The following is a 19,638-nucleotide window of genomic DNA, read 5'->3' as shown; positions in this document are numbered from 1 at the left end:
CCGCCATCGCAGGCACCTCAGATCTCAGGCGTCCAGGTCACCCCAAGCATCCACACCCGACCCTCTTCGCGATAATCCTGATTGTTTAAAAAGCCCGGGTCGTTATAGCTGTAACGCGCCCGCGCATAGGACCTGTCCAGCAGGTTATCGACCTTCAGCGACAGCGCCACTTGCCGATTCAACGCCCAACTGCTGCGCAACCCAAGCAAGGCATAGCCGCCCAGGCGGTGGGTGTTGTCTTCATCGTCATAGCTGCTGCTGATGGCCTGCCAGCTGGCGCCCAGCCCCAGCGTGTCGAATTGCCGATCCAGATCCAGGTTCAACGTCTGCCGCGCCCGGCGGGCCAACGTGTGGCCGCTGTCGCGGTCGCGTGGGTCGATGAGCGACAACCCAAGGTTGCCTTGCCAGCCAAACAGCTCCTGCTTGAGTGCGGCCTCAAAGCCGTTGATACGCGCCGACGCCACGTTCTGCGGCTTGCCGGAGCGGTCGAGGATGATCGCATCGCTCAAGTCGGTGCGGTACAGCGAGGCTTCAAGGCGCGTGCTGTCGCTCAGTTGACTGCGCCATTGCAACTCGTAGCTTTTGGAGGTTTCGGGCTGCAGGTCGGGGTTGCTGTACTGCGTGTCGGGGTAGTACAGGTCGTTGAAGGTCGGCGCGCGGAAGCCTTCACTGTAGGTCAGCAGCAGGTCGTTGTCCGGGTTGACCGGCACTGTCACAGTGCCGCTCCAGCTGTTCTGCCCGCCGAACTGCTGGTTTTGGTCGCGCCGTAGCCCCAGCTCGGTGGAAAACCACTCGCCATGGAAGCGATGCTGTACGAAGGCGGCGCGGTTCCAGCGACTGTTTTCGGTGAAGGTGGTGGAGCCGTGGAAGCGATCTTCGTACCAGTCGCCGCCAAGTATCAGGCTGTTCTGGTCATTCAGCGTCAGGTCGTTCTGCCAGTTGACCGAATCGCGGTAGGTGTTGAACACGCTGAAGTCATCGCTGAGGGTGTCGCGCTTGGTATCGCGGTTCTCGCTATGGCCCAGCTCCAGGCGCGATTGCCAGTGCTCGTTGAGCGTGGCATCGACATAGCCGCTGGCGCTGCTCACGGCGTAGTCGGTGTAGGGCTTTTGCCCAGCTGTTTGCCCGGTGGCGAGGTCGTAGCGGCCGAAGCTGTTGTCGTATTCCGATTTGCCACGGTTATCCAACAGGTTGAAACCCGCCTCCAGCGCATCGTTGAAGGAATGGCTGAGGTTCAGGCTGAGGGACTGGTTGCGGTAGGCATCATGGTCGCCATCGCTGGGGAATGAGGTGTGCGTCGAGTTGATCCCGGCGGTGTCATCCAGGCTCGCCCCCAGGTTGAAACGCGTTTGTTCGTCGCCGCCGGAGAGGCCGAGGCTGCGCTCCCAGGTCTGATGGCTGCCAAACCCGAGTTTCAAGCGCGGCTGCACGCCTGGCTCGGCGTTGCGCCGGGTAAACACCTGGATCACCCCGCCAATCGCATCGCTGCCATAGATCACCGAGCGTGAGCCGCGCAGCACTTCCACCCGTTCGATCTGGTCGACATTGAGGTATTGCAGGCCGCTGTCGCCGGAGGTGGTATTAGCGATGCGCTGGCCGTCCACCAGCACCAGGCTTTGCGCGGATTTGGTGCCACGCATATAAATCCCCGGCAGGCTGCCACGGCCACCGCTGGGCGCGACTTGTACACCGGGCACGCGGCTGAGGAGGTCGGTGAGGCGGGTTGGCTGCAGGCGGTCGATGTCGTCGCGGGTGAACACCGTGTTGGCGGCGCTGCTGTCGTTGCGGGCCTGCACCTGGCGGTTGGCGCTGATGACGACGTTGGGGAGTTTCAGCGCGTCGTCGCGGGTATCGGCCAGCAGGTCCGGGGCGCAGAGAAGCAGCAAGGGCAGGGCAAGGCGAAGGCGATTCATCGGCTGTCCGTAGCTTCAAACGTGATACATAACCCATGTGGGAGGGGGCAAGCCCCCTCCCACCTGTTGAGCCGGTTTCTACAGCCCCAGCAGTGTCATGCGCTCGCGTACTGAGGTTTCAATGCCCGCTTCATCCAACCCACACTCCGCCAGCATCTGCGCCGGCTTGGCGTGTTCGACATACACATCCGGCAAGCCCAGGTGCAGCACGGACTTGAGGATATTCTCCCGCGCCAGGAACTCGCTGACCGCCGCACCCGCGCCGCCCATGATGGCGTTTTCTTCGACGGTCACCAGCAGTTCATGGCTGCCGGCGATCTCGCGCACCAAGGCCTCATCCAGGGGTTTGACGAAGCGCATGTCGACCACGGTGGCGTCGATCTTCTCGGCGACCTTCAGTGCTTCGGCCAATTGCACGCCGAACACCAGGAACGCGGTCTTGCTGCCTTGGCGACGCACGATGCCCTTGCCGATCTCGATAGGCTCCAGGTCCTTCTCGATCACGGCATTCGGGCCATTGCCACGCGGGTAGCGCACGGCGGCGGGGCCGTTGTACAAGTGGCCGGTGCTGAGCATCTTGCGCAGTTCGTTCTCGTCGCTCGGCGTCATCACCAGCATGCCGGGGATGCAGCGCAGGTAGGACAGGTCGAAGCTGCCGGCGTGAGTCGGGCCGTCTTCGCCCACCAGGCCGGCGCGGTCGATGGCGAACAGTACGTCGAGGTTCTGCACCGCGACGTCATGCACCAACTGGTCGTAACCGCGTTGCAGGAACGTCGAGTAGATCGCCACCACCGGCTTGGCGCCTTCACAGGCCATGCCGGCGGCAAAGGTCACCGCGTGCTGCTCGGCAATCGCGACGTCGAAGTAGCGCAGCGGGAAACGCTCGCTGAACGCCACCAGGTCGGAGCCTTCCTTCATCGCCGGGGTAATGCCTACCAGGCGTGGGTCGGCAGCTGCCATGTCACACAGCCATTCGCCGAACACACCGGAATACTTCGGCCCGCTGGCCTTTTTCGGTGCAGCGGCGGGAGCGTTCAGTGGGTCGAGCTTGGTGATTGCGTGGTAACCAATCGGGTCGACCTCCGCCGGGGCGAAGCCTTTGCCTTTTTTGGTGACGATATGCAGGAATTGCGGGCCCTTGAGGTCACGCATGTTGCGCAGCGTGGCGATCAGGGTGGGCAAGTCATGGCCGTCGATCGGGCCGATGTAGTTCCAACCCAACTCTTCGAACAGGGTGCCGGGGACCAGCATGCCCTTGGCATATTCTTCGGTGCGCCGGGCAATTTCCCATGCGCCTGGCAGACGCGAGAGCACCTTCTTACTGCCTTCACGCATGCTTGCATACGTGCGGCTGGAGAGGATTTTTGCCAGGTAATTGGACAGGCCACCGACATTGCGCGAGATCGACATGTCGTTGTCGTTGAGGATCACCAGCATGTTGGCGTCCACTTCCGGCGCATGGTTCAGCGCTTCGAAGGCCATACCGGCGGTCAGCGCGCCGTCACCAATCACGGCAATCGCCTTGCGATCGCTGCCCTGCAGGCGGGCGGCAATCGCCATGCCCAGCGCTGCACTGATGGAGGTGCTGGAGTGGCCGACGCCAAAGGTGTCGTATTCGCTCTCGGCGCGGCGCGGGAAGGCGGCAATGCCGTCCTTCTGGCGCAGAGTGCCCATTTGCTCGCGGCGGCCCGTGAGGATTTTGTGCGGATACGCCTGATGGCCCACGTCCCACACCAGCCGGTCATCCGGGGTGTCGAACACGTAATGCAGGGCGATGGTCAGCTCGATGACGCCCAGGCCGGCACCAAAATGCCCACCGGTCTGGCCGACCGTGTAGAGCAATTCCAGGCGCAACTCATCGGCCAGGGTTTCCAGCTCGGCTTCACCCAGTCGACGCAGGCCGACCGGCGTGACAGCACGGTCAAGCAGGGGCGTGGACGGGCGCTTGCGGGGAATCTCTTGAAACGTCGTGGGCATCAGGCGAATCGTTATAGGTATAGAAGAGGCGGCAGTTTACCTCAAGCATCGCAAACTGCCCACGCAGAGCGCCGAACTTGGCCGATATGCGGCCGCAAAGGCCGCGCGTGTCAGTGGCGGCGTTCGACGATATACCGCGCCAGGTCACGCAGTGGCTCGGCCGCCGCGTCGAATGGTCGCAGGGCGTCCAGGGCCTGGTCACGCAGCTCCAGCGCATAGGCTTTGGCCGCAGTAAGCCCGAGCAGCGCAGGGTAAGTCGGTTTGTCCCGTGCGATATCGGCACCCTGGCGTTTGCCCAGGGTTGCGGTGTCACTTTCTACGTCAAGAATGTCGTCCTGCACCTGGAACGCCAGGCCGATGGCCAGCGCGTAGGTCTTCAGCGCCGCCAATTGAGGCGCTTCAGCCCGCCCGCTGGCCAGCGCGCCCAAGTGCACGGCGGCTTCGATCAAGGCGCCGGTCTTGCGGCGGTGCATGTGTTCGAGGGCTTGCTGGTCCAGCTTGAGGCTGACCGAACCCATGTCGATCGCCTGCCCGCCCACCATGCCTGCCGGGCCCGCAGCATGGGCGAGTGCAGTCACCATGCGCAGGCGGAGCTCGGCATTGACGCTGCTCAGCGCCGGGTCCAGCAACGCGCTGAACGCCAGGCTCTGCAAACCGTCACCGGCCAGGATCGCATACGCTTCATCGAAGGCTTTGTGGGTGGTGGGCTGGCCGCGCCGCAAATCGTCGTCGTCCATCGCCGGCAAATCGTCATGCACCAGGGAGTAGGCGTGAATCAGCTCGACCGCGCAGGCCGCGCCGTTCGCCTGTTCGGCCGGCGCACCGAGTGCTTCACAGGCCGCATACGCCAGCAACGGGCGCACACGCTTGCCGCCATTCATCACGCTGTATCGCATGGCCTCATAGAGGCGCTTCATTTCCGGGCTTGGCGCAACAAACAAGGGTTCCAATGCCGCATTGACCCGGGCTTGGCTACTGGCCTGATACGCGTCGATCATTCGGGCTGTTCCGCATCGAAAGGTTCTTCGGCCAACTCCCCGTCACGTTCCAGCAGTACTTGCACCTTCTGCTCCGCCTGCGCGAGCGCGCTCTGGCAGTCACGGGTCAGGCCGATGCCTTGCTCAAACGCGGTCAACGAGTCTTCCAGCGACAACTCACCGTTCTCCAGACGCTCGACCAGGGTTTGCAGGTCGGCGAGGGATTGTTCGAAATCGAGTGCAACTTTTTTGCGGGCCATGGCGGCTATTCCGGTAGACGGTAAACCGGCGCGACACTAGCAGACATGGGGATTCTGGGCAAATGAGTGGGGGTGTCACCTGTTCGCTGTATTGACTTGATACCGCGTGCTGCGGCCGCCTCCGGGGAGTCGGACCAGGCAGTTCTTTTCCAGCAAATCAGCCAGATGACGCGTCGCCGTAGCCTTGGACACCTTTGCCACTGCTTGGTACTGCGCCGCGCTGATAGCGTGCTCAAAACCCTTTTCACCGCCATCGAGCAGGCGGTTGAGCACCTTGATCTGGTCGGCAGACAACGCGAGGTCGCGGTGCTGCTGCCAGAACCGGCTTTTGTCCAATACCCGGTCAATCCGCACCATGGCTTGCTGCAGGCTGCGCAGCAGGGTCTTGAGGAACCATTCCAGCCAGTCGGTAATATCCAGCGTGGCTTTTTGGCTGGACTCCAACGCTTTGTAATAGCCTGCGCGGTCCTCAAGAATGCTGGCCGACATGGCGTAAAAGCGGATGGCCTGGTGTTCGCCCTGGGCCAACGCCAAGTCGGTGATGGTGCGTGTCAGTCGACCATTACCGTCATCGAAAGGGTGTAGCGTGACAAACCAGAAATGCGCCACACCGGCGCGGACCAGCGGGTCCAGTTCCGGTTGATTCCGGCTGGTTTCGAACCACTCGAGGAAGTCTTCCAGCGCTTGCTCCAGGCCTTTGCGCGGCGGTGCCTCGAACTGCACCATCGGCCGATCAAGCCGCCCCGACACCACCTGCATCGGCTCATCGCCACGCAATGCTCCAACATTCAGTGCACGTGCGGCATAACCCGCTTCCGGTGCTGGAAACAGCCAATGATGCCAATTCAAAAGACGGGCGAGGGTAAAGGGCTGGGCGTATTGCTCGGTGGCGTCCATCATCAGATCGGCCAAGCCTTCACTGCGACGGCTGACGCTGGCGTCCTTCAACGGCTCCAGGCCCAGGCGCCGTGCCAGTGATGAGCGCACCGAGCCCACATTCAACTGTTCCCCCTCGATGGCCGAAGAGGTCAGGATGTTTTGCAGCAACGCATCCAGCTCGTTGTGCGCGTTAACCGCCTGGCTGACGGTGCCGAGCATGCCCAGCAGCTTGCCTTGCGCTTGCCCGCACTCACGTAGCAAGGCCGCAAAGCGTCCTGGTTGCCAATGGAAGTGCGGCCAGTCGGGGTGTTGCCAGATCCAGAACGGGTGGTCCATGGGAGGTACCTGGTTGCGTGAGCCGAATAAAAACGTTATTCGGCTCATGTAGTGAGCCGATTGTGCCTCCTATTCGGCTCATCGTCCACTCAGGCAGACGTTGTGGCCGGTTGAGCGCAGCGGCCTTCTGCATCCTTTAGCTGGGCTTCGAACGCAAGCAATCCTGCCTGCGTCTTTTGCAGTGCTGCAATCTGAGTGGCCAATTCGTGTTTCTTCTCGGCGATTGCCTGGTCCGCCCGCTCCCAGGGCAATACATCGCCTACGTGGCCTGCAAGAATCTCCTGCAACTCCTTGAGCTTGAACCCCAATTGCTGCGCGCACTTGATAAACATCAGCAGCTCAACGCTTTGCTCCGAATACACCCGGTATTGTCCCTGGCGCTGCGGCGGCGGCAACAGGCCGATCGCCTCATAGTGACGAATCGCCTTGATGGTGGTGCCCGCCAACTGCGCGGCTTTGCCGATGTACATGAAAACTCCCTTTTTCAAATAGTCCGCCGGCCTGCTTCAGCCACTTCGCCCGCTGCGCCGGTGTAGACCCCAGTATCGGCCCGAACATCACGGTCTTGATTGGCTTGATGCCGCAAAACGCCAGCGTAGTCGCACGCATCTGGTGAATGCCCGGCATGCGATAGACCCAGCGGTAATACCACGGGGGCGTGTCCAGGGTCACTAACAAGTGCGCGGTGCGTCCTTGCAGCAGTTTGTCAGGGAATGCCTTGCCCGCTCGGTATTTGAAGGCAAAACCGGGGAGGAAGATGCGGTCGAGGAAACCCTTCATCAAGGCCGGGATACCGCCCCACCAGATCGGAAAAACAAATACCAGATGAGTCGCCCAGAGGATGTCGGACTGGGCGCTGAGCAAATCGGGCTCCAAGGCTTGAATGTCGCCGTAGCCGTTGTGAAGCACCGGGTCGAAAACGAGTTCACCCAGGCGTAGCACACGTACCTCATGGCCGGCGTTTTTCGCCGATTGGGTGTAGGTGTCTGCAAGGGCCGAACAGAAGCTGGTGCTGGAGGGGTGGCCGAGGATGAGCAGGGTGCGATGAGCCACGGAGAGTGTCCTGGAAAAAAAGAGGCTCAGGGTAGGGGTTGCCGTATAGGGGAGAGTCAAGATTTGGAGCCGAGAGGGGACGATTTTTAATCGCCAGTAGGACGATTCCGAGTCCTTCGCAAGCGCCTTCCTGATGCGGGTTCCAGCGCTTGTGAGGGCAAAATCCCCTGGCTAGGCTTCCTCCCGTTGCTAATACGAGAGTGAGCCAGGCATGAAAGAGAGATCGATTGGCGTGACCACGGCCCCCGAGGGTTACCACGATTGGCTGGTCGATCTCAAAAGTCGCATTCATACCGCTCAGCAGCGCGCTACGCTGGCGGTAAACCGCGAGTTGGTGCTGCTTTACTGGCAGATCGGCAACGATATCCTGACCCGCCAGGCGAAGCAGGGCTGGGGCGCCAAGGTTATTGAGCGCCTTGCGCAGGATCTGCGGGCCGCCTTCCCGGAGATGAGGGGTTTTTCACCGCGTAATCTCAAGTACATGCGCGCTTTTGCGGAGGCTTGGCCAGATGTGGAGTTTGTGCAACAAGCTGCTGCACAATTGCCCTGGGGGCATAATTTAGTCCTGCTGGACAAACTCCCCGGTCCCGAAACCCGCCGCTGGTATGCCTCCCAGGCAATCAAGCACAACTGGTCGCGCAATGTGCTGGTCATCCAGATTGAGGCCCGCCTGCTGGAGCGCAGCGGCAATGGCGTGAGCAATTTCGAGAGCCATCTGCCCAAGCCTCAATCCGATCTGGCGCGCGAGTCCCTCAAAGATCCTTATCGCTTTGATTTTCTCAGCCTGACTGCGGATGCGCATGAGCGTGATATCGAGAGCGCCTTGATCAAGCACGTCACCGATTTTCTGTTAGAGCTGGGTGCGGGCTTTGCCTTTGTCGGCCGACAAATGCGCCTGGATGTAGGCAGTGACGAGTTCTTTGTCGACCTGCTGTTCTATCACCTGAAGTTGCGCTGCTACGTGGTGATCGAACTCAAGGCCGGCAGGTTCAAGCCTGAGCATCTGGGGCAATTGAGTTTTTACCTCGCGGCCGTGGATGCCCAGTTCCGGCACCCACAGGACGGTCCCACCATCGGCCTGCTGCTGTGCAAGAGCAAAAATAAAGTCGTCGCCGAATACGCTCTGCGTGATCACACTCGGCCAATCGGTGTGGCTGAATATCAACGGGTCGAGTCGTTGCCGGCGGAACTGCAAACCAGCCTGCCGACTATTGAACAGATCGAGCGTGAGTTGGCCGGTGACGGTGCTCCCGTCCAAGAGAAAGAGTCAGCCATCCAGGCTGGGAACGAATAATCGCTCAGTGCTTCTAAGCAACGGCTTCATTCACACCGTTTACCGCCGGAGCGCCAAAAAAACACAACTAACCTTCGAAGGCTGCCTGACTGAGGCACGGAAATAAGGTTCTCTTCATTTACCTTGCTGCGCCGTGCTTCGCCGAGCATCATTCTTTTCCCTGGACCCGACCGCGACGTATGCAGATGCCTCATCTTCCTGCCCCGCTCCCCGCCAACGAGCAGGAGCGCCTCCGGTCCCTGGAACATCTGGGCATCCTGGACAGCGCGCCTGAACCTGGTTTTGATGACATTGTGTTGCTGGCAACCAACCTGTGCGACGTACCGATTGCGTTGGTATCGCTGGTGGACAAGGAGCGCCAGTGGTTCAAGGCCTGTATCGGCCTCGACGTTCGTGAGACGCACCGCGACCTGGCGTTTTGCGCGCACGCCATCCTGTCTCCCGATGAGGTGCTGGTGGTCGAGGACGCCGCCCTGGACGCGCGTTTCGAACACAGCGCGCTGGTGTTGGGGCCGCCGTATATCCGCTTTTACGCGGGCGCACCGATTCGCGATGATCGTGGTTTTGCACTGGGCACAGTCTGTGTCATCGATACCCGGGCCCGCACGCTGACGGTCGCGCAACACAATGCCTTGTTGGCGCTGGCTCGACAAACCGCCTCGTTGCTGCAACTGCGTCTGCTCAGTGAACAGCGGGAATTGCGTGCCCGGCACCTCGAACACGAACTTGCTCAAGCGCAGGCGCTGGGGCGCCAGGCCGAACAGTTCATGCACCATGCCAAGCGGGTTTCGTCGCTTGGCATGGTGGCGGCCAGCATCGCCCACGACTTCAACAACCTCCTGCAAGCGTTGAGTGCCAGCTTGCAGATGGTGCGATTGCGCGCGCGCCGCCCGGACGACGTCGAGCGCTTCAGCGATGCCGGCCTGCAAGCGGTGGATCAAGGCCGTTTGCTGGTCAATCACCTGCTGACCAGCGTGCGTCACGACAGCCCCAACTTGATGTGCATCGACGTCAATGAGCGCCTTGAAAGCATGCGTGACGTGTTGCTGCGGACTGCCTCGGACGGGGTCGAGCTCTCCCTCGACCTGGCGGCTGCCGGCACCGGTGTATTGTGCGAAGAGGCACAATTGAGCGCCGCGGTGATCAACCTGCTGGCCAACGCCCGCGATGCCCTGGGCGGCAATGGCCGCGTGCACATCCGCTCACGGCTGGTCAGCGTCGAGCAGGACGAAGCGCTGGCTGCGGGTAATTACCTGCTGCTCAGCATCACCGACAACGGCCCCGGTATGCACGAGGAACTGGCTGCCCAGGTCTTCGAGCCGTTCTTCACCACCAAATGCGCGGGCAAAGGCACCGGCCTTGGGTTGTCCCAGGTATTGGAGTTCGCCCAACGCGCGGGAGGCACGGTCAAAGTGCAAACCGCCCCAGGCGCCGGCACCACGATGAACCTCTATCTGCGGGCCCTTGGCCGTATCGACGCCAACCTGCCCGTCGGCTGAAACGCCGAAAGCCTGCTTTTAAGGGCAGGCTTTGGTATGCAGCGGTTTGCTTAGTCCTTGCGAGCCGTCAACGCCGAGTAGCCATTCATCAAGTTGCGATAGTTGGGAATACGTTGCGACAACAGATTCCCCAGGCCTTCGATATCGTTGCGCCAGTCGCCCTGCAACTCACACGCTACCGAAAACCAGTTCATCAACTGCGCACCGGCTTGCGTCATCCGGCTCCACGCCGCCTGCTGCACCGTGGTGTTGAAGGTGCCCGACGCATCGGTCACCACAAATACGTCAAACCCCTCCGCCAGCGCCGACAACGTCGGGAACGCTACGCACACATCCGTGACCACACCGGCAATGATGATCTGCTTACGGCCGGTGGCCTTGATCGCCTTGACGAAGTCTTCGTTGTCCCACGCATTGATCTGACCAGGGCGCGCGATGTACGGCGCATCCGGGAACATCTCTTTCAGCTCCGGTACCAGCGGGCCGTTGGGGCCTTGCTCGAAGCTGGTGGTGAGGATCGTCGGCAGGTTGAAGAACTTGGCCAGGTCGGCCAGGGCGAGCACGTTGTTCTTGAACTCGTTGGGCGAGAAGTCCTGGACCAGGGAGATCAGGCCGGTTTGGTGGTCGACCAGCAGAACGATGGCGTCGTCTTTGTTCAAGCGGTTGTAGGTTGCAGTGCTCATGGTTGAATCCTTTTTGTTTAAGTAGGGAAGGGCGTTGCGTTCAACATGGGCATAGATTAATGGGTGGGTGGCGAGGGATAAATCGGGTGAAATAGGTAATACAGTCAACTCGTAGGAGACAATGCTTGCATGGCCAGCAGTACCGATCCCTTTCATTTGCAGGACGTTTCCTAGAGAATCCCAGCCGCTTGCGCCAGCAAAATCCCGCGACTAGGCTGCGGTTTGTCACTGCCTATTCAGTGAACGGGTTTAGTCGCCCGGATTCGATTGGCGCATAAGCACCCCATGAGCCAGGCACTCTTTCGCCTGCATCTTATGGTGGCTGTGCGCAGGGCACCTCTGGGTGCGCCGGGGTTCCAATCGACCGGTCGACTAACCTGCGTACAGCTGCCGCCTTTTGTTTAGTCGCGGGAAGTGGCAGCTCCAAATTATCGATTGGAGTGTTGCTATGGATAATGTTGTTTCGGATTCGCCGTCATCGGCAGCGACCAACCCATTTACCGTCAATGAAGAGCTGAGCTTCGAGGATGCCTGGGTGCGTGTAGCTGAGTTGCTGCAGTGTGCGGTGGCTACGTCCCAGGTGCTTGGGCAACCGCTGGCTGCGCCGCAGAGGGCGGTGATGCATTTGGTGGAGATGGCGAAAATGGTGGCGGATCGGGCTGTGGAATGTATGCAGCCTGGATAACGCAACGTTAAGGCGGGCAGGCGAAATGCTGCCCGCTGTGTATCCGGGGGTTGAGATTCGATTTGCAGGCATTAAAAAGCCGGCTTGTGGCCGGCTTCTCGGGGACTGCTTCAGCTTGTTTTTGACAAGCCTCACCAGCCTTCAAATCGCTCAGCCCACATCGCGTCTGGCTGAATAGTAGAGGCATCCGCGGGAACTCCTCCGCTTCGCCGAGCAGGGTGGATAGCGTCAAGCCACCCCCTGCCAAATGTGCGGCGCATGATACCCACATTCATTTCAAATGCCCACCTCCGGATCCGATTTAGAGCCTTCCCAGCCGATTAAATGCTCATCCAGCGGCACGGGCGGGCGACGGTTGTTCAGTGTGGACCACCAGAATACCCAGCCCAGGATCTCGACGTTCTGCTCGAAACGTTGCTCATGAGTCAGGTACTCGTCGGGATGCTCGCCAGCATTGTGGCTGCGCATGCGCAAACCACCCCCGGGTCGGTTGTAGAGGTACTTGATGCGCAGCATGCCGTCGTGCTCTACCGCGTAAATCTCGCCGTCGATGATTTGGGTGCGGCCTCGGTCGATGGCGAGGGTGGCGCCTTGTTGGATGATGTCGATCATGCTGTTGTCGACCATGTAGGCGCCCAAGGCGCGGTCGGGGTTTACGGTGAGGGTCTGGAGGGTGTGCAGGGAGACGCGGATGCGCTCAGTGGAGGTGAATGAAGGGTGGAGGTCGATCTCCACGTCGATTTTTTCCGGGAGACAGGCGGGGCCTGTGAGGTATTTGCCGCTTCCTTCGCGGGTGGTGGGCAGTCCTTTTCGGGTGTCCGGGCCTTCCAGCAGGAAGTTGGCCGGTGGGTGTTTGGGGCCTTCGCCGGTGCGCAGCCAACGGCTGGAGATGCACAGCAGTTCTGCGATCTCGTTGAGTCGGCCCATGGGTACACCGCGCTTGAACCAGTTGTTCACGTGTTGAGGCGTGACACCACGGTTTTTGGCGAAGTCGGAGGCGGAAAGATGAACTTCCCGCAGTAGCGCTTTTAAACGATCACCTGATGTATTCATAAACGCAGAGTTTACTGGCCGGGAATACAGATCAAATAAACCATGCGTTGAGTTGCGGTTGTAGGTCTTTGCTTAGTTGTAGCTTGATACTTCGGATTTTGAATGAAGTTAAACGGTGTTTATAAAACATTGAACTTGTCGTTTAGCATTTCCCACAAAAAAGCCCCGAATGATCGGGGCTTTTTCAATTGCCGAAGCAATGAGGAACCGGTATCAGCCTTTGTAGGCAGCAACCGACTTCAGGATCTCGGCGCGGGCGGCGTCTGCGTTGCCCCAACCGTCGATCTTCACCCATTTGCCTTTTTCGAGGTCTTTGTAGTTCTCGAAGAAGTGCTTGATTTGTTCCAGCAGCAGTGGCGGCAGGTCGGTGTATTCCTTCACGTCGACGTACAGCTGGGACAGCTTGTCGTGAGGGACCGCGATCACTTTGGCATCGCCGCCGCCGTCGTCGGTCATGTTCAGGATGCCGACTGGGCGTGCGCGGATAACCGAGCCTGGAGTAACCGGATAAGGGGTTACAACCAGCACGTCGAGGGGGTCACCGTCGTCAGCCAGGGTGTTAGGGATAAAACCGTAGTTGGCCGGGTAGAACATCGGGGTGGCCATGAAACGGTCAACGAACAGGCAGTCGCTGTCTTTGTCGATTTCGTATTTGATCGGCGCGTGGTTGGCCGGAATCTCGATGGCGACGTAGATGTCGTTCGGCAGGTCTTTGCCAGCCGGAATCTTGCTGTAGCTCATTGGGCGTTGCCCCCGTTAGTTGGCCAAGAAACTTGGCCGGATTGGCCTAAAAGTGGCGGCGATTATAGGCACATTCCGCCGCCGATGCCATGCGCCAGACGTCGTACGGTCATTCGCCCTGCGACTGATAACGCGGGTCGTCGGCTTGCAGTCGAGTAAGGCGGGCCAGGGGATCCTGGCGATAAAAGCGGCTCAGTTGGGCGTACACCTGTGGATAACGACTGACCAGTAAATCCGGGGCGCTGAAAAAATACTCGCTGGTGACGGCAAAGAATTCCGCCGGGTTTTCAGCGGCGTAGGGGTCGATCTCAGTGTCAGCGTCCGGGTTGTCGTCCAACTGGCGATTGAGGTCGTCGTAGGCGCTTTGCATCACGCTGGCCCATTCCTGCACGCGCATGTCGTTGTGCAGCGGCGGCAGGCCGTTGGCGTCGCCGTTGAGCATGTCGAGCTTGTGCGCCAGTTCGTGGATGACCAGGTTGTAGCCTTCCCAGTTGCCGCTGGCGAGCACGCCGGGCCAGGCGAGGATCACCGGGCCTTGTTGCCAGGCTTCGCCGCTGTGTTCGCCGTCCCATTCGTGCTCGATGCCGCTGCTGTCGCGATGGCGCTGGGGGCTGACGAAGTCGTCGGGGTACAGCACGATTTCGTGAAAGCCCTGGTACCAGTCAAGGTCGCCGAGGTTCATCAGCGGCATTTGCGCCTGGGCGGCGAGCAGCAGGCGTTGTTCCTGGTGCAGCTCAACGCCGGGCAGGGCGGTCAGGTGCTTTTCGGCGAGGAACACCACGCAGGCTTCGCGCAGCCACTGGTCCTGCTCGGGGCTGATGCCGTCGAGGAAGGTCAGGTGGTGGCGCACCCGTTGCCAGGTGTCCTCGGCAATCGGGTGCTTGGCCAGCAAGCGCCGGCGACGCCAGGCGCTGAGGGACCACATCGCAGGTTACTGCGGCTTGGCTTCGGAGGACGCGCGGCCAAAACGGCTGCGGAACACGCCAATAATCATCGGCACCAGCGACAGCAGGATGATGAACACCACCAGCAACGACAGGTTTTTCTTGATAAACGGTACGTTGCCGAAGAAGTAGCCCAGGGTCACCAGGCCGCCGACCCACAGAATGGTGCCGAGCACGCTGAACCCGAAGAACCGCGCGTAGGGCATTTTCGCGATACCGGCAACGAACGGTGCAAAGGTGCGCAGGATCGGCAGGAAGCGCGCCAGGGTCACGGTTTTGCCGCCGTGCTTGTCGTAGAAATCGTGGGTTTTTTGCAGGTAGTCGCGACGGAAGATTTTCGAGTTCGGGTTGTTGAACAAGCGTTCGCCCAGCGTTCGCCCGATCACGTAGTTGGTACTGTCGCCCAGGATCGCCGCCAGCATCAACAAGCCGCCGAGCAGGACCGGGTCCATGCCGCCACCTGCCGCCACGGCGCCGGCGATGAACAGCAACGAATCACCCGGCAGGAACGGCATGACCACCAGGCCGGTTTCGCAAAAGATGACCAGAAACAGAATGGCGTAGATCCACGGACCGTAATTGGTTACCAGCAGGTCGAGGTACACATCGAGATGCAGGATAAGGTCGAGCGGGTTGAAATCCATGGATGGCACCTGTGTGAATGGCCCGGCTCAGCAGGCCTGTGCGGAAGCTCGGGTAATAAGGCTACAAGTGTATGCCGCATTTCTTACAACCCTGAAAGGTCCGCATTATACGGATTGAGTCGTGAAAAGCGTGTTGGTTTTGTAGCGGGGGATGTCGTGGTACTCGGGCTTGCAAGCGCTGCAGGGCTAAATGTGGGAGGGGGCTGTCCCCCGATGAGGCAGTGCCAGTTACAAATTGGCTGACTGACACACTGCTATCGGGGGCAAGCCCCCTCCCACATGAGATTTGAGGTGTTTGGGCTGCCGCGATCAATCCTCACTGATCGGCAGCGTGTAGTTCTTGAATTCGGTGTCTTCGCGAAACCCGATCGACTCATAGGTCTTCTGCGCCACTTCGTTGTCACTGCTGGTCGACACCCGCAGCCGTACCGCGTGGGTTTCCTTGGCCATCTTCTTCGCCGTGCGCATCAGGTTATCCGCCACCAGTTGCCGGCGAGCATCCTCCGCCACATAGATGTCATTGAGGATCCACACCCGCTTGAGCGACAACGACGAAAAGCTTGGGTACAGCTGGCAAAAGCCCAGCAACTTCTTGTCGTCATCATCGGCCAGGGCCAGGTAAATCACCGACTCCTTGCGGCGCAGGCGTTTTTCCAGAAAGCCCCGCGATGAGTCCGGGAAGGGCAAGGCGCCGTAGAACTCACGGTATTTGACGAACAGCGGGGTCAACAGGTCCAGGTGTTCCAGGGTCGCTTGAGTAATCCGCATGCCAGGCCTCAACTTCCAAATGGGGTATGACCACACGAGCGGCCGTGACTCGATGCTGCCTAAAGGCACGAAAAAGCGCAATCGTGCCGCAATCAGTCATCCGGTGAACTGAGCAGGAAATTGCCTTTCATCAGGTCAGGATCATCGGATTCGAGGGTCTGGACCTGCGCCTCGTCCTTGAGATTGACCCCCGACAGTTGCCGCCGACACGCCTCTCGCATCAAGTAAAGCAGGCGGTGGGCCGCCATGCCGTAGCTCAAGCCTTCCAGGCGTACGTTGGAGATGCAATTGCGATAGGCATCAGTCAGGCCGACCTTGGGGTTGTAGGTGAAATACAGGCCCAGGCTGTCCGGCGAACTGAGCCCAGGCCGCTCGCCGATCAGGATCACCACCATCTTGGCACCAAGCAATTGCCCGATTTCATCCGCCACTGCCACGCGGCCTTGTTCCACCAGGATCACCGGCGACAAGGACCACCCTTCAGCGTGGGTTTGTTCCTCCATGCGCGTCAGAAACGGCAAGGTATGTTTATGCACGGCCAGTGCCGATAAACCATCGGCCACGACCACTGCCAAGTCCACGCCGCCGGGATTGGCTGAGGCGTGGTCACGCAAGGCCTGGGCCGATTCATCGCTGAGGCGCCGCCCCAGGTCCGGGCGTTGCAGGTAACTGTGCCGGTCGGCAGCAGCGCTGTGCAGCAGCAGGCTGTCGCGGCCGCGTTCGGCCAATTGGCTGCTGAGGCCTGCATGATCAAAGGGTAAATGCACCGCGTCCCGCGCCTGAGCGTGGGCGAATTGAAAATCCAGCTGCGCATTGGTGGGGATACTGGTGCCGGTGCGGCCCAGGGCGATACGGGCTGGCGTCAGGCGGCGCAGTTCCAGCCAGGGGTTGTCAGGCAGGTCGAGTTGCACAGGCGGCTCCTTCATCCCAATTGCGCCAAGGCTTGGCGAAACGCCGGTGGCAGGCTGTTGCCGAAGTGCACCTTGCCATCGGCTTGCGTGAAGATGCCCATTTTCGCCAACCACTGCTCAAACTCCGGCGCCGGCTTCAACCCCAAGGTCTGGCGGGCGTACAAGGCGTCGTGGAACGAGGTGGTCTGGTAGTTGAGCATGATGTCGTCGGAGCCGGGAATACCCATGATGAAGTTGATCCCGGCCACGCCCAGCAGGGTCAGCAGGGTGTCCATGTCATCCTGGTCGGCTTCGGCGTGGTTGGTGTAACAGATGTCGCAGCCCATCGGCACGCCGAGCAGCTTGCCGCAGAAGTGGTCTTCAAGGCCGGCGCGGATGATTTGCTTGCCGTTGTACAGGTACTCCGGCCCGATAAAGCCCACCACGGTGTTCACCAGGAACGGCTTGAAGTGCCTGGCCACCGCATAGGCGCGGGTTTCGCAGGTTTGCTGGTCCACACCAAAGTGCGCATTGGCCGACAAGGCGCTGCCCTGGCCGGTCTCGAAATACATCAGGTTCTGGCCCAACGTGCCGCGATTGAGGCTCAGACCCGCTTCGTAACCCTCCTGCAGCACGCTCAGGCTGATGCCGAAACTGGCGTTGGCCGCCTCCGTGCCGGCAATCGACTGGAACACCAAGTCCAGCGGCACGCCACGGTTGATCGCTTCGATGGACGTGGTGACGTGGGTGAGTACACAGGCCTGGGTCGGGATTTCGTAGCGCTGGATGATCGCGTCGAGCATCTCCAGCATGGCGCAGATCGAGGCGATGCTGTCAGTGGCCGGGTTGATGCCGATCATGGCGTCGCCGTTGCCATACAGCAGGCCGTCGAGAATGCTCGCGGCGATGCCTGCCGGTTCGTCCGTCGGGTGGTTGGGCTGCAGGCGTGTGGATAAACGTCCGCGTAGGCCCAGGGTGCCGCGAAATTGCGTGACCACGCGGATCTTCTGCGCCACCAACACCAGGTCCTGGACGCGCATGATCTTCGACACGGCGGCGGCCATTTCCGGTGTCAGTCCTGGCGCCAAGGCGCGTAGGGCGTGTTCATCGGCCGCGTCGCTGAGCAGCCAGTCGCGCAGGCCGCCGACGGTCAGGTGGCTGACGGTGGCAAATGCCTGTTTATCGTGGGTGTCGATGATCAGGCGGGTGACTTCATCGCTTTCATAGGGGATCAGCACTTCTTGCAGAAAGTGTTTCAGCGGGATATTCGCCAACGCCATCTGCGCCGCCACCCGCTCACCGTCGTTCTGTGCGGCCACACCTGCGAGAAAGTCTCCGGAACGCGCGGGGCTGGCCTTGGCCATCACGTCCTTGAGGCTGTCGAAGCGGTAGGTTTGAGCACCCACCGCGTGGGAAAAGCTTGCCATACAGTGTCTCCTTGATGGCGCGGGCCCACTGTGAGAATGGCACCCGCGTCGAGGTTTACGGCATCTAGTGCAGGGCGGCCTCTGCGGCCTGGATCGCCGCGAATTCCTCTTCGGGCGTACCCGCTACCAAGTGATGCCGGCTGTAGAAAGCAAAGTAAGCAATTAATACTCCATAGATGATCGCGGCGCCAATCACCACGCGCGGATCCACCAGAAAGCCCGCCACTACGGCCACGCAGGCCAGTACCAGCGCAATGCCTGAGGTGAAAATACCGCCCGGCGTGCGGTACGGACGATCCATTTTGGGGCGGCGGATGCGCAAGGTGATGTGCGCGGCCATCATCAGCACATAGGAAATGGTCGCGCCGAACACCGCTACCAGGATCAGCAGGTCACCCTGGCCGGTCAGCGACAGGCCAAAGCCGATGATGCCGGGGATCACCAGGGCCAGCACGGGTGCCTTGCTTTTATTGGTCTGGGACAGTTTGCGCGGCAGGTAGCCGGCGCGGGACAGGGCGAAGATCTGCCGCGAATAGGCGTAGATGATCGAGAAAAAGCTCGCGATAAGCCCTGCCAGGCCGACCAGGTTGACGAAGCTGCCCATCCAGGTCGAGCCGCCGTAGGCCAAGGCCAGCGCTTCAACCAGCGGGTTGCCGGACTTGATCAGCGCATAAGTGCCGGCGCCCCCTGGAGCAATCACCAGGATCAGCAGGGCAAAACTGGTCAGCACCACAATGGCGCCGATCAAGCCGCGCGGCAGGTCGCGCTTCGGGTTCTTGGTCTCTTCGGCGGCCAGGGGCACACCCTCTACGGCCAGGAAAAACCAGATGGCATACGGAATCGCCGCCCACACACCCACGTAGCCGAAGGGCAGGAAAGTGCTGGCGCCCTTGGCCTCGCTCACCGGGATATCCAGCAGGTTGGCGACGTTGAAGTGCGGCACCATGGCGACCAGGAATACCCCCAGCGCAATCGCAGCAACGGCCGTAATCACAAACATCAGCTTCAAGGCTTCGCCGACACCGAAGATGTGGATGCCGATAAAAATGATGTAGAACGCCAGGTAAATCATCCAGCCGCCGATGCCGAACAGCGATTCGCAATAGGCGCCGATAAACACCGCGATGGCGGCGGGGGCGATGGCGTATTCGATCAGGATGGCCGTGCCGGTGAGGAATCCGCCCCAGGGGCCGAAGGCGCTGCGGGCAAAGCCGTAGCCACCGCCGGCGGTGGGGATCATGGACGACAGTTCGGCGAGGGAAAAACACATGCACAGGTACATGGTGGCCATCAGCAAGGTGGCCAGGAACATGCCGCCCCAGCCACCTTGGGCCAGGCCGAAGTTCCAACCGGCGTAGTCACCGGAGATCACGTAGGCAACGCCAAGGCCGACTAACAGCACCCAGCCGGCGGCGCCTTTTTTCAATTCGCGTTGTTGGAAGTATTGGGAGTCGACTTTTTCAAAGTCAACGGATGAACTTGTAGGTTCGCTAGGCATGGGAAAGTACCTTTCGTTGTTATTTTTTTTAGTTCGGCATCTTTGTGCCGGATGCACTTCGCAAGTACTTATGAAGTTCTAAAACTTTGGGAGGGGGCAAGCGCCTCCCACATTTGA

19 protein-coding genes are annotated in these 19,638 nt (G+C 60.5%); 3 read left to right on the top strand and 16 right to left on the bottom strand.

Translation table 11 applies throughout. The features are described 5' to 3' along the window. Positions 1–17: 17 nt before the first annotated feature. From ACI512_RS31675 to ACI512_RS31645, 7 genes are all read right to left on the bottom strand, one after another. Positions 18–1,913, bottom strand: coding sequence for a TonB-dependent receptor domain-containing protein (locus tag ACI512_RS31675; protein ID WP_236378353.1), 1,896 nt, complete (start codon positions 1,911–1,913; stop codon positions 18–20). A 78-nt stretch (positions 1,914–1,991) separates the two neighbouring features. Continuing rightward, positions 1,992–3,890 (bottom strand): 1-deoxy-D-xylulose-5-phosphate synthase, encoded by a 1,899-nt coding sequence (gene dxs / locus ACI512_RS31670; RefSeq protein ID WP_064052214.1) that lies wholly within the window; start codon positions 3,888–3,890, stop codon positions 1,992–1,994. 110 nt (positions 3,891–4,000) lie between these two features. Beyond that, positions 4,001–4,888 carry a polyprenyl synthetase family protein gene (locus ACI512_RS31665; protein ID WP_236378334.1) on the bottom strand — a complete coding sequence of 296 codons (888 nt, stop codon included), beginning with the start codon at positions 4,886–4,888 and terminating at the stop codon, positions 4,001–4,003. Continuing rightward, positions 4,885–5,127, bottom strand: coding sequence for an exodeoxyribonuclease VII small subunit (locus tag ACI512_RS31660; protein WP_003176346.1), 243 nt, complete (start codon positions 5,125–5,127; stop codon positions 4,885–4,887). Before ACI512_RS31660 ends, ACI512_RS31665 begins: the two co-directional genes overlap by 4 nt. 75 nt (positions 5,128–5,202) lie before the next feature. Continuing rightward, positions 5,203–6,342: a Fic family protein gene (locus tag ACI512_RS31655; RefSeq protein ID WP_236378324.1), complete on the bottom strand. Its 1,140-nt coding sequence runs from the start codon at positions 6,340–6,342 to the stop codon at positions 5,203–5,205. 89 nt (positions 6,343–6,431) lie between these two features. Next, positions 6,432–6,812: a MerR family transcriptional regulator gene (locus ACI512_RS31650; RefSeq protein WP_015886094.1), complete on the bottom strand. Its 381-nt coding sequence runs from the start codon at positions 6,810–6,812 to the stop codon at positions 6,432–6,434. After that, complete coding sequence (locus tag ACI512_RS31645; RefSeq protein WP_236378323.1) at positions 6,751–7,395, bottom strand: NAD(P)H-dependent oxidoreductase; 645 nt, start codon at positions 7,393–7,395, stop codon at positions 6,751–6,753. The genes ACI512_RS31650 and ACI512_RS31645 overlap by 62 nt, the downstream gene beginning before the upstream one ends. 211 nt (positions 7,396–7,606) lie before the next feature. Here ACI512_RS31645 and ACI512_RS31640 point away from each other — a divergent pair, with 211 nt between their 5' ends. Continuing rightward, positions 7,607–8,689 carry a YhcG family protein gene (locus ACI512_RS31640; RefSeq protein WP_236378320.1) on the top strand — a complete coding sequence of 361 codons (1,083 nt, stop codon included), beginning with the start codon at positions 7,607–7,609 and terminating at the stop codon, positions 8,687–8,689. A gap of 179 nt (positions 8,690–8,868) precedes the next feature. Continuing rightward, the gene (locus tag ACI512_RS31635) at positions 8,869–10,188 is read left to right on the top strand and encodes a sensor histidine kinase (RefSeq protein ID WP_231808211.1); all 1,320 of its coding nucleotides are present in this window, start codon (positions 8,869–8,871) and stop codon (positions 10,186–10,188) included. 50 nt (positions 10,189–10,238) lie between these two features. Here ACI512_RS31635 and ycaC read toward each other — a convergent pair whose 3' ends face one another. Continuing rightward, positions 10,239–10,871 (bottom strand): isochorismate family cysteine hydrolase YcaC, encoded by a 633-nt coding sequence (ycaC, locus tag ACI512_RS31630; RefSeq protein ID WP_064052209.1) that lies wholly within the window; start codon positions 10,869–10,871, stop codon positions 10,239–10,241. Between the two features lie 448 nt (positions 10,872–11,319). On the opposite strand from ycaC, the gene ACI512_RS31625 reads away from it, so the two are divergent. Beyond that, complete coding sequence (locus tag ACI512_RS31625) at positions 11,320–11,556, top strand: DUF6124 family protein (protein WP_231808212.1); 237 nt, start codon at positions 11,320–11,322, stop codon at positions 11,554–11,556. 276 nt (positions 11,557–11,832) lie between these two features. Here ACI512_RS31625 and ACI512_RS31620 read toward each other — a convergent pair whose 3' ends face one another. The 8 genes from ACI512_RS31620 to eat all read right to left on the bottom strand — a co-directional run bounded on the left by ACI512_RS31620 (position 11,833) and on the right by eat (position 19,521). After that, a complete protein-coding gene (locus tag ACI512_RS31620; RefSeq protein WP_015886088.1) occupies positions 11,833–12,609 on the bottom strand; it encodes a S24 family peptidase in 777 nt (258 codons plus the stop codon). Positions 12,610–12,822: 213 nt separating this feature from the next. After that, complete coding sequence (gene ppa, locus ACI512_RS31615; RefSeq protein WP_003219382.1) at positions 12,823–13,350, bottom strand: inorganic diphosphatase; 528 nt, start codon at positions 13,348–13,350, stop codon at positions 12,823–12,825. A 109-nt stretch (positions 13,351–13,459) separates the two neighbouring features. Then, positions 13,460–14,275 carry a zinc-dependent peptidase gene (locus tag ACI512_RS31610; RefSeq protein ID WP_236378314.1) on the bottom strand — a complete coding sequence of 272 codons (816 nt, stop codon included), beginning with the start codon at positions 14,273–14,275 and terminating at the stop codon, positions 13,460–13,462. A 6-nt stretch (positions 14,276–14,281) separates the two neighbouring features. After that, the gene (locus ACI512_RS31605) at positions 14,282–14,938 is read right to left on the bottom strand and encodes a DedA family protein (RefSeq protein WP_043205963.1); all 657 of its coding nucleotides are present in this window, start codon (positions 14,936–14,938) and stop codon (positions 14,282–14,284) included. Between the two features lie 309 nt (positions 14,939–15,247). After that, positions 15,248–15,706, bottom strand: coding sequence for an N-acetyltransferase (locus ACI512_RS31600; RefSeq protein WP_015886085.1), 459 nt, complete (start codon positions 15,704–15,706; stop codon positions 15,248–15,250). Between the two features lie 92 nt (positions 15,707–15,798). Further along, positions 15,799–16,632: an ethanolamine ammonia-lyase subunit EutC gene (gene eutC / locus ACI512_RS31595; RefSeq protein ID WP_064052202.1), complete on the bottom strand. Its 834-nt coding sequence runs from the start codon at positions 16,630–16,632 to the stop codon at positions 15,799–15,801. Continuing rightward, a complete protein-coding gene (locus ACI512_RS31590) occupies positions 16,629–18,023 on the bottom strand; it encodes an ethanolamine ammonia-lyase subunit EutB (protein WP_236378312.1) in 1,395 nt (464 codons plus the stop codon). Before ACI512_RS31590 ends, eutC begins: the two co-directional genes overlap by 4 nt. 64 nt (positions 18,024–18,087) lie before the next feature. Further along, positions 18,088–19,521 (bottom strand): ethanolamine permease, encoded by a 1,434-nt coding sequence (gene eat, locus ACI512_RS31585; protein WP_015886082.1) that lies wholly within the window; start codon positions 19,519–19,521, stop codon positions 18,088–18,090. Positions 19,522–19,638: the final 117 nt, after the last annotated feature.

It is taken from the genome of Pseudomonas petroselini, assembly GCF_045037875.1.
Taxonomy (GTDB): domain Bacteria; phylum Pseudomonadota; class Gammaproteobacteria; order Pseudomonadales; family Pseudomonadaceae; genus Aquipseudomonas; species Aquipseudomonas petroselini.
Note: the sequence above shows the minus strand (reverse complement) of the source record. Positions and strands in the feature narration are given on the sequence as shown.

Excerpts from the sequence above, each read along its gene's own strand:
- ACI512_RS31610 (WP_236378314.1), bottom strand. The coding sequence starts at position 14,275 with ATGTGGTCCCTCAGCGCCTGGCGTCGCCGGCGCTTGCTGGCCAAGCAC.
- ACI512_RS31675 (WP_236378353.1), bottom strand. The coding sequence starts at position 1,913 with ATGAATCGCCTTCGCCTTGCCCTGCCCTTGCTGCTTCTCTGCGCCCCG.
- ACI512_RS31660 (WP_003176346.1), bottom strand. The coding sequence starts at position 5,127 with ATGGCCCGCAAAAAAGTTGCACTCGATTTCGAACAATCCCTCGCCGAC.
- ACI512_RS31590 (WP_236378312.1), bottom strand. The coding sequence starts at position 18,023 with ATGGCAAGCTTTTCCCACGCGGTGGGTGCTCAAACCTACCGCTTCGAC.
- ACI512_RS31640 (WP_236378320.1), top strand. The coding sequence starts at position 7,607 with ATGAAAGAGAGATCGATTGGCGTGACCACGGCCCCCGAGGGTTACCAC.
- ACI512_RS31635 (WP_231808211.1), top strand. The coding sequence starts at position 8,869 with ATGCAGATGCCTCATCTTCCTGCCCCGCTCCCCGCCAACGAGCAGGAG.
- dxs (WP_064052214.1), bottom strand. The coding sequence starts at position 3,890 with ATGCCCACGACGTTTCAAGAGATTCCCCGCAAGCGCCCGTCCACGCCC.
- eutC (WP_064052202.1), bottom strand. The coding sequence starts at position 16,632 with ATGAAGGAGCCGCCTGTGCAACTCGACCTGCCTGACAACCCCTGGCTG.
- ACI512_RS31600 (WP_015886085.1), bottom strand. The coding sequence starts at position 15,706 with ATGCGGATTACTCAAGCGACCCTGGAACACCTGGACCTGTTGACCCCG.
- ycaC (WP_064052209.1), bottom strand. The coding sequence starts at position 10,871 with ATGAGCACTGCAACCTACAACCGCTTGAACAAAGACGACGCCATCGTT.
- ACI512_RS31625 (WP_231808212.1), top strand. The coding sequence starts at position 11,320 with ATGGATAATGTTGTTTCGGATTCGCCGTCATCGGCAGCGACCAACCCA.
- ppa (WP_003219382.1), bottom strand. The coding sequence starts at position 13,350 with ATGAGCTACAGCAAGATTCCGGCTGGCAAAGACCTGCCGAACGACATC.
- ACI512_RS31655 (WP_236378324.1), bottom strand. The coding sequence starts at position 6,342 with ATGGACCACCCGTTCTGGATCTGGCAACACCCCGACTGGCCGCACTTC.
- eat (WP_015886082.1), bottom strand. The coding sequence starts at position 19,521 with ATGCCTAGCGAACCTACAAGTTCATCCGTTGACTTTGAAAAAGTCGAC.
- ACI512_RS31665 (WP_236378334.1), bottom strand. The coding sequence starts at position 4,888 with ATGATCGACGCGTATCAGGCCAGTAGCCAAGCCCGGGTCAATGCGGCA.
- ACI512_RS31605 (WP_043205963.1), bottom strand. The coding sequence starts at position 14,938 with ATGGATTTCAACCCGCTCGACCTTATCCTGCATCTCGATGTGTACCTC.
- ACI512_RS31620 (WP_015886088.1), bottom strand. The coding sequence starts at position 12,609 with ATGAATACATCAGGTGATCGTTTAAAAGCGCTACTGCGGGAAGTTCAT.
- ACI512_RS31650 (WP_015886094.1), bottom strand. The coding sequence starts at position 6,812 with ATGTACATCGGCAAAGCCGCGCAGTTGGCGGGCACCACCATCAAGGCG.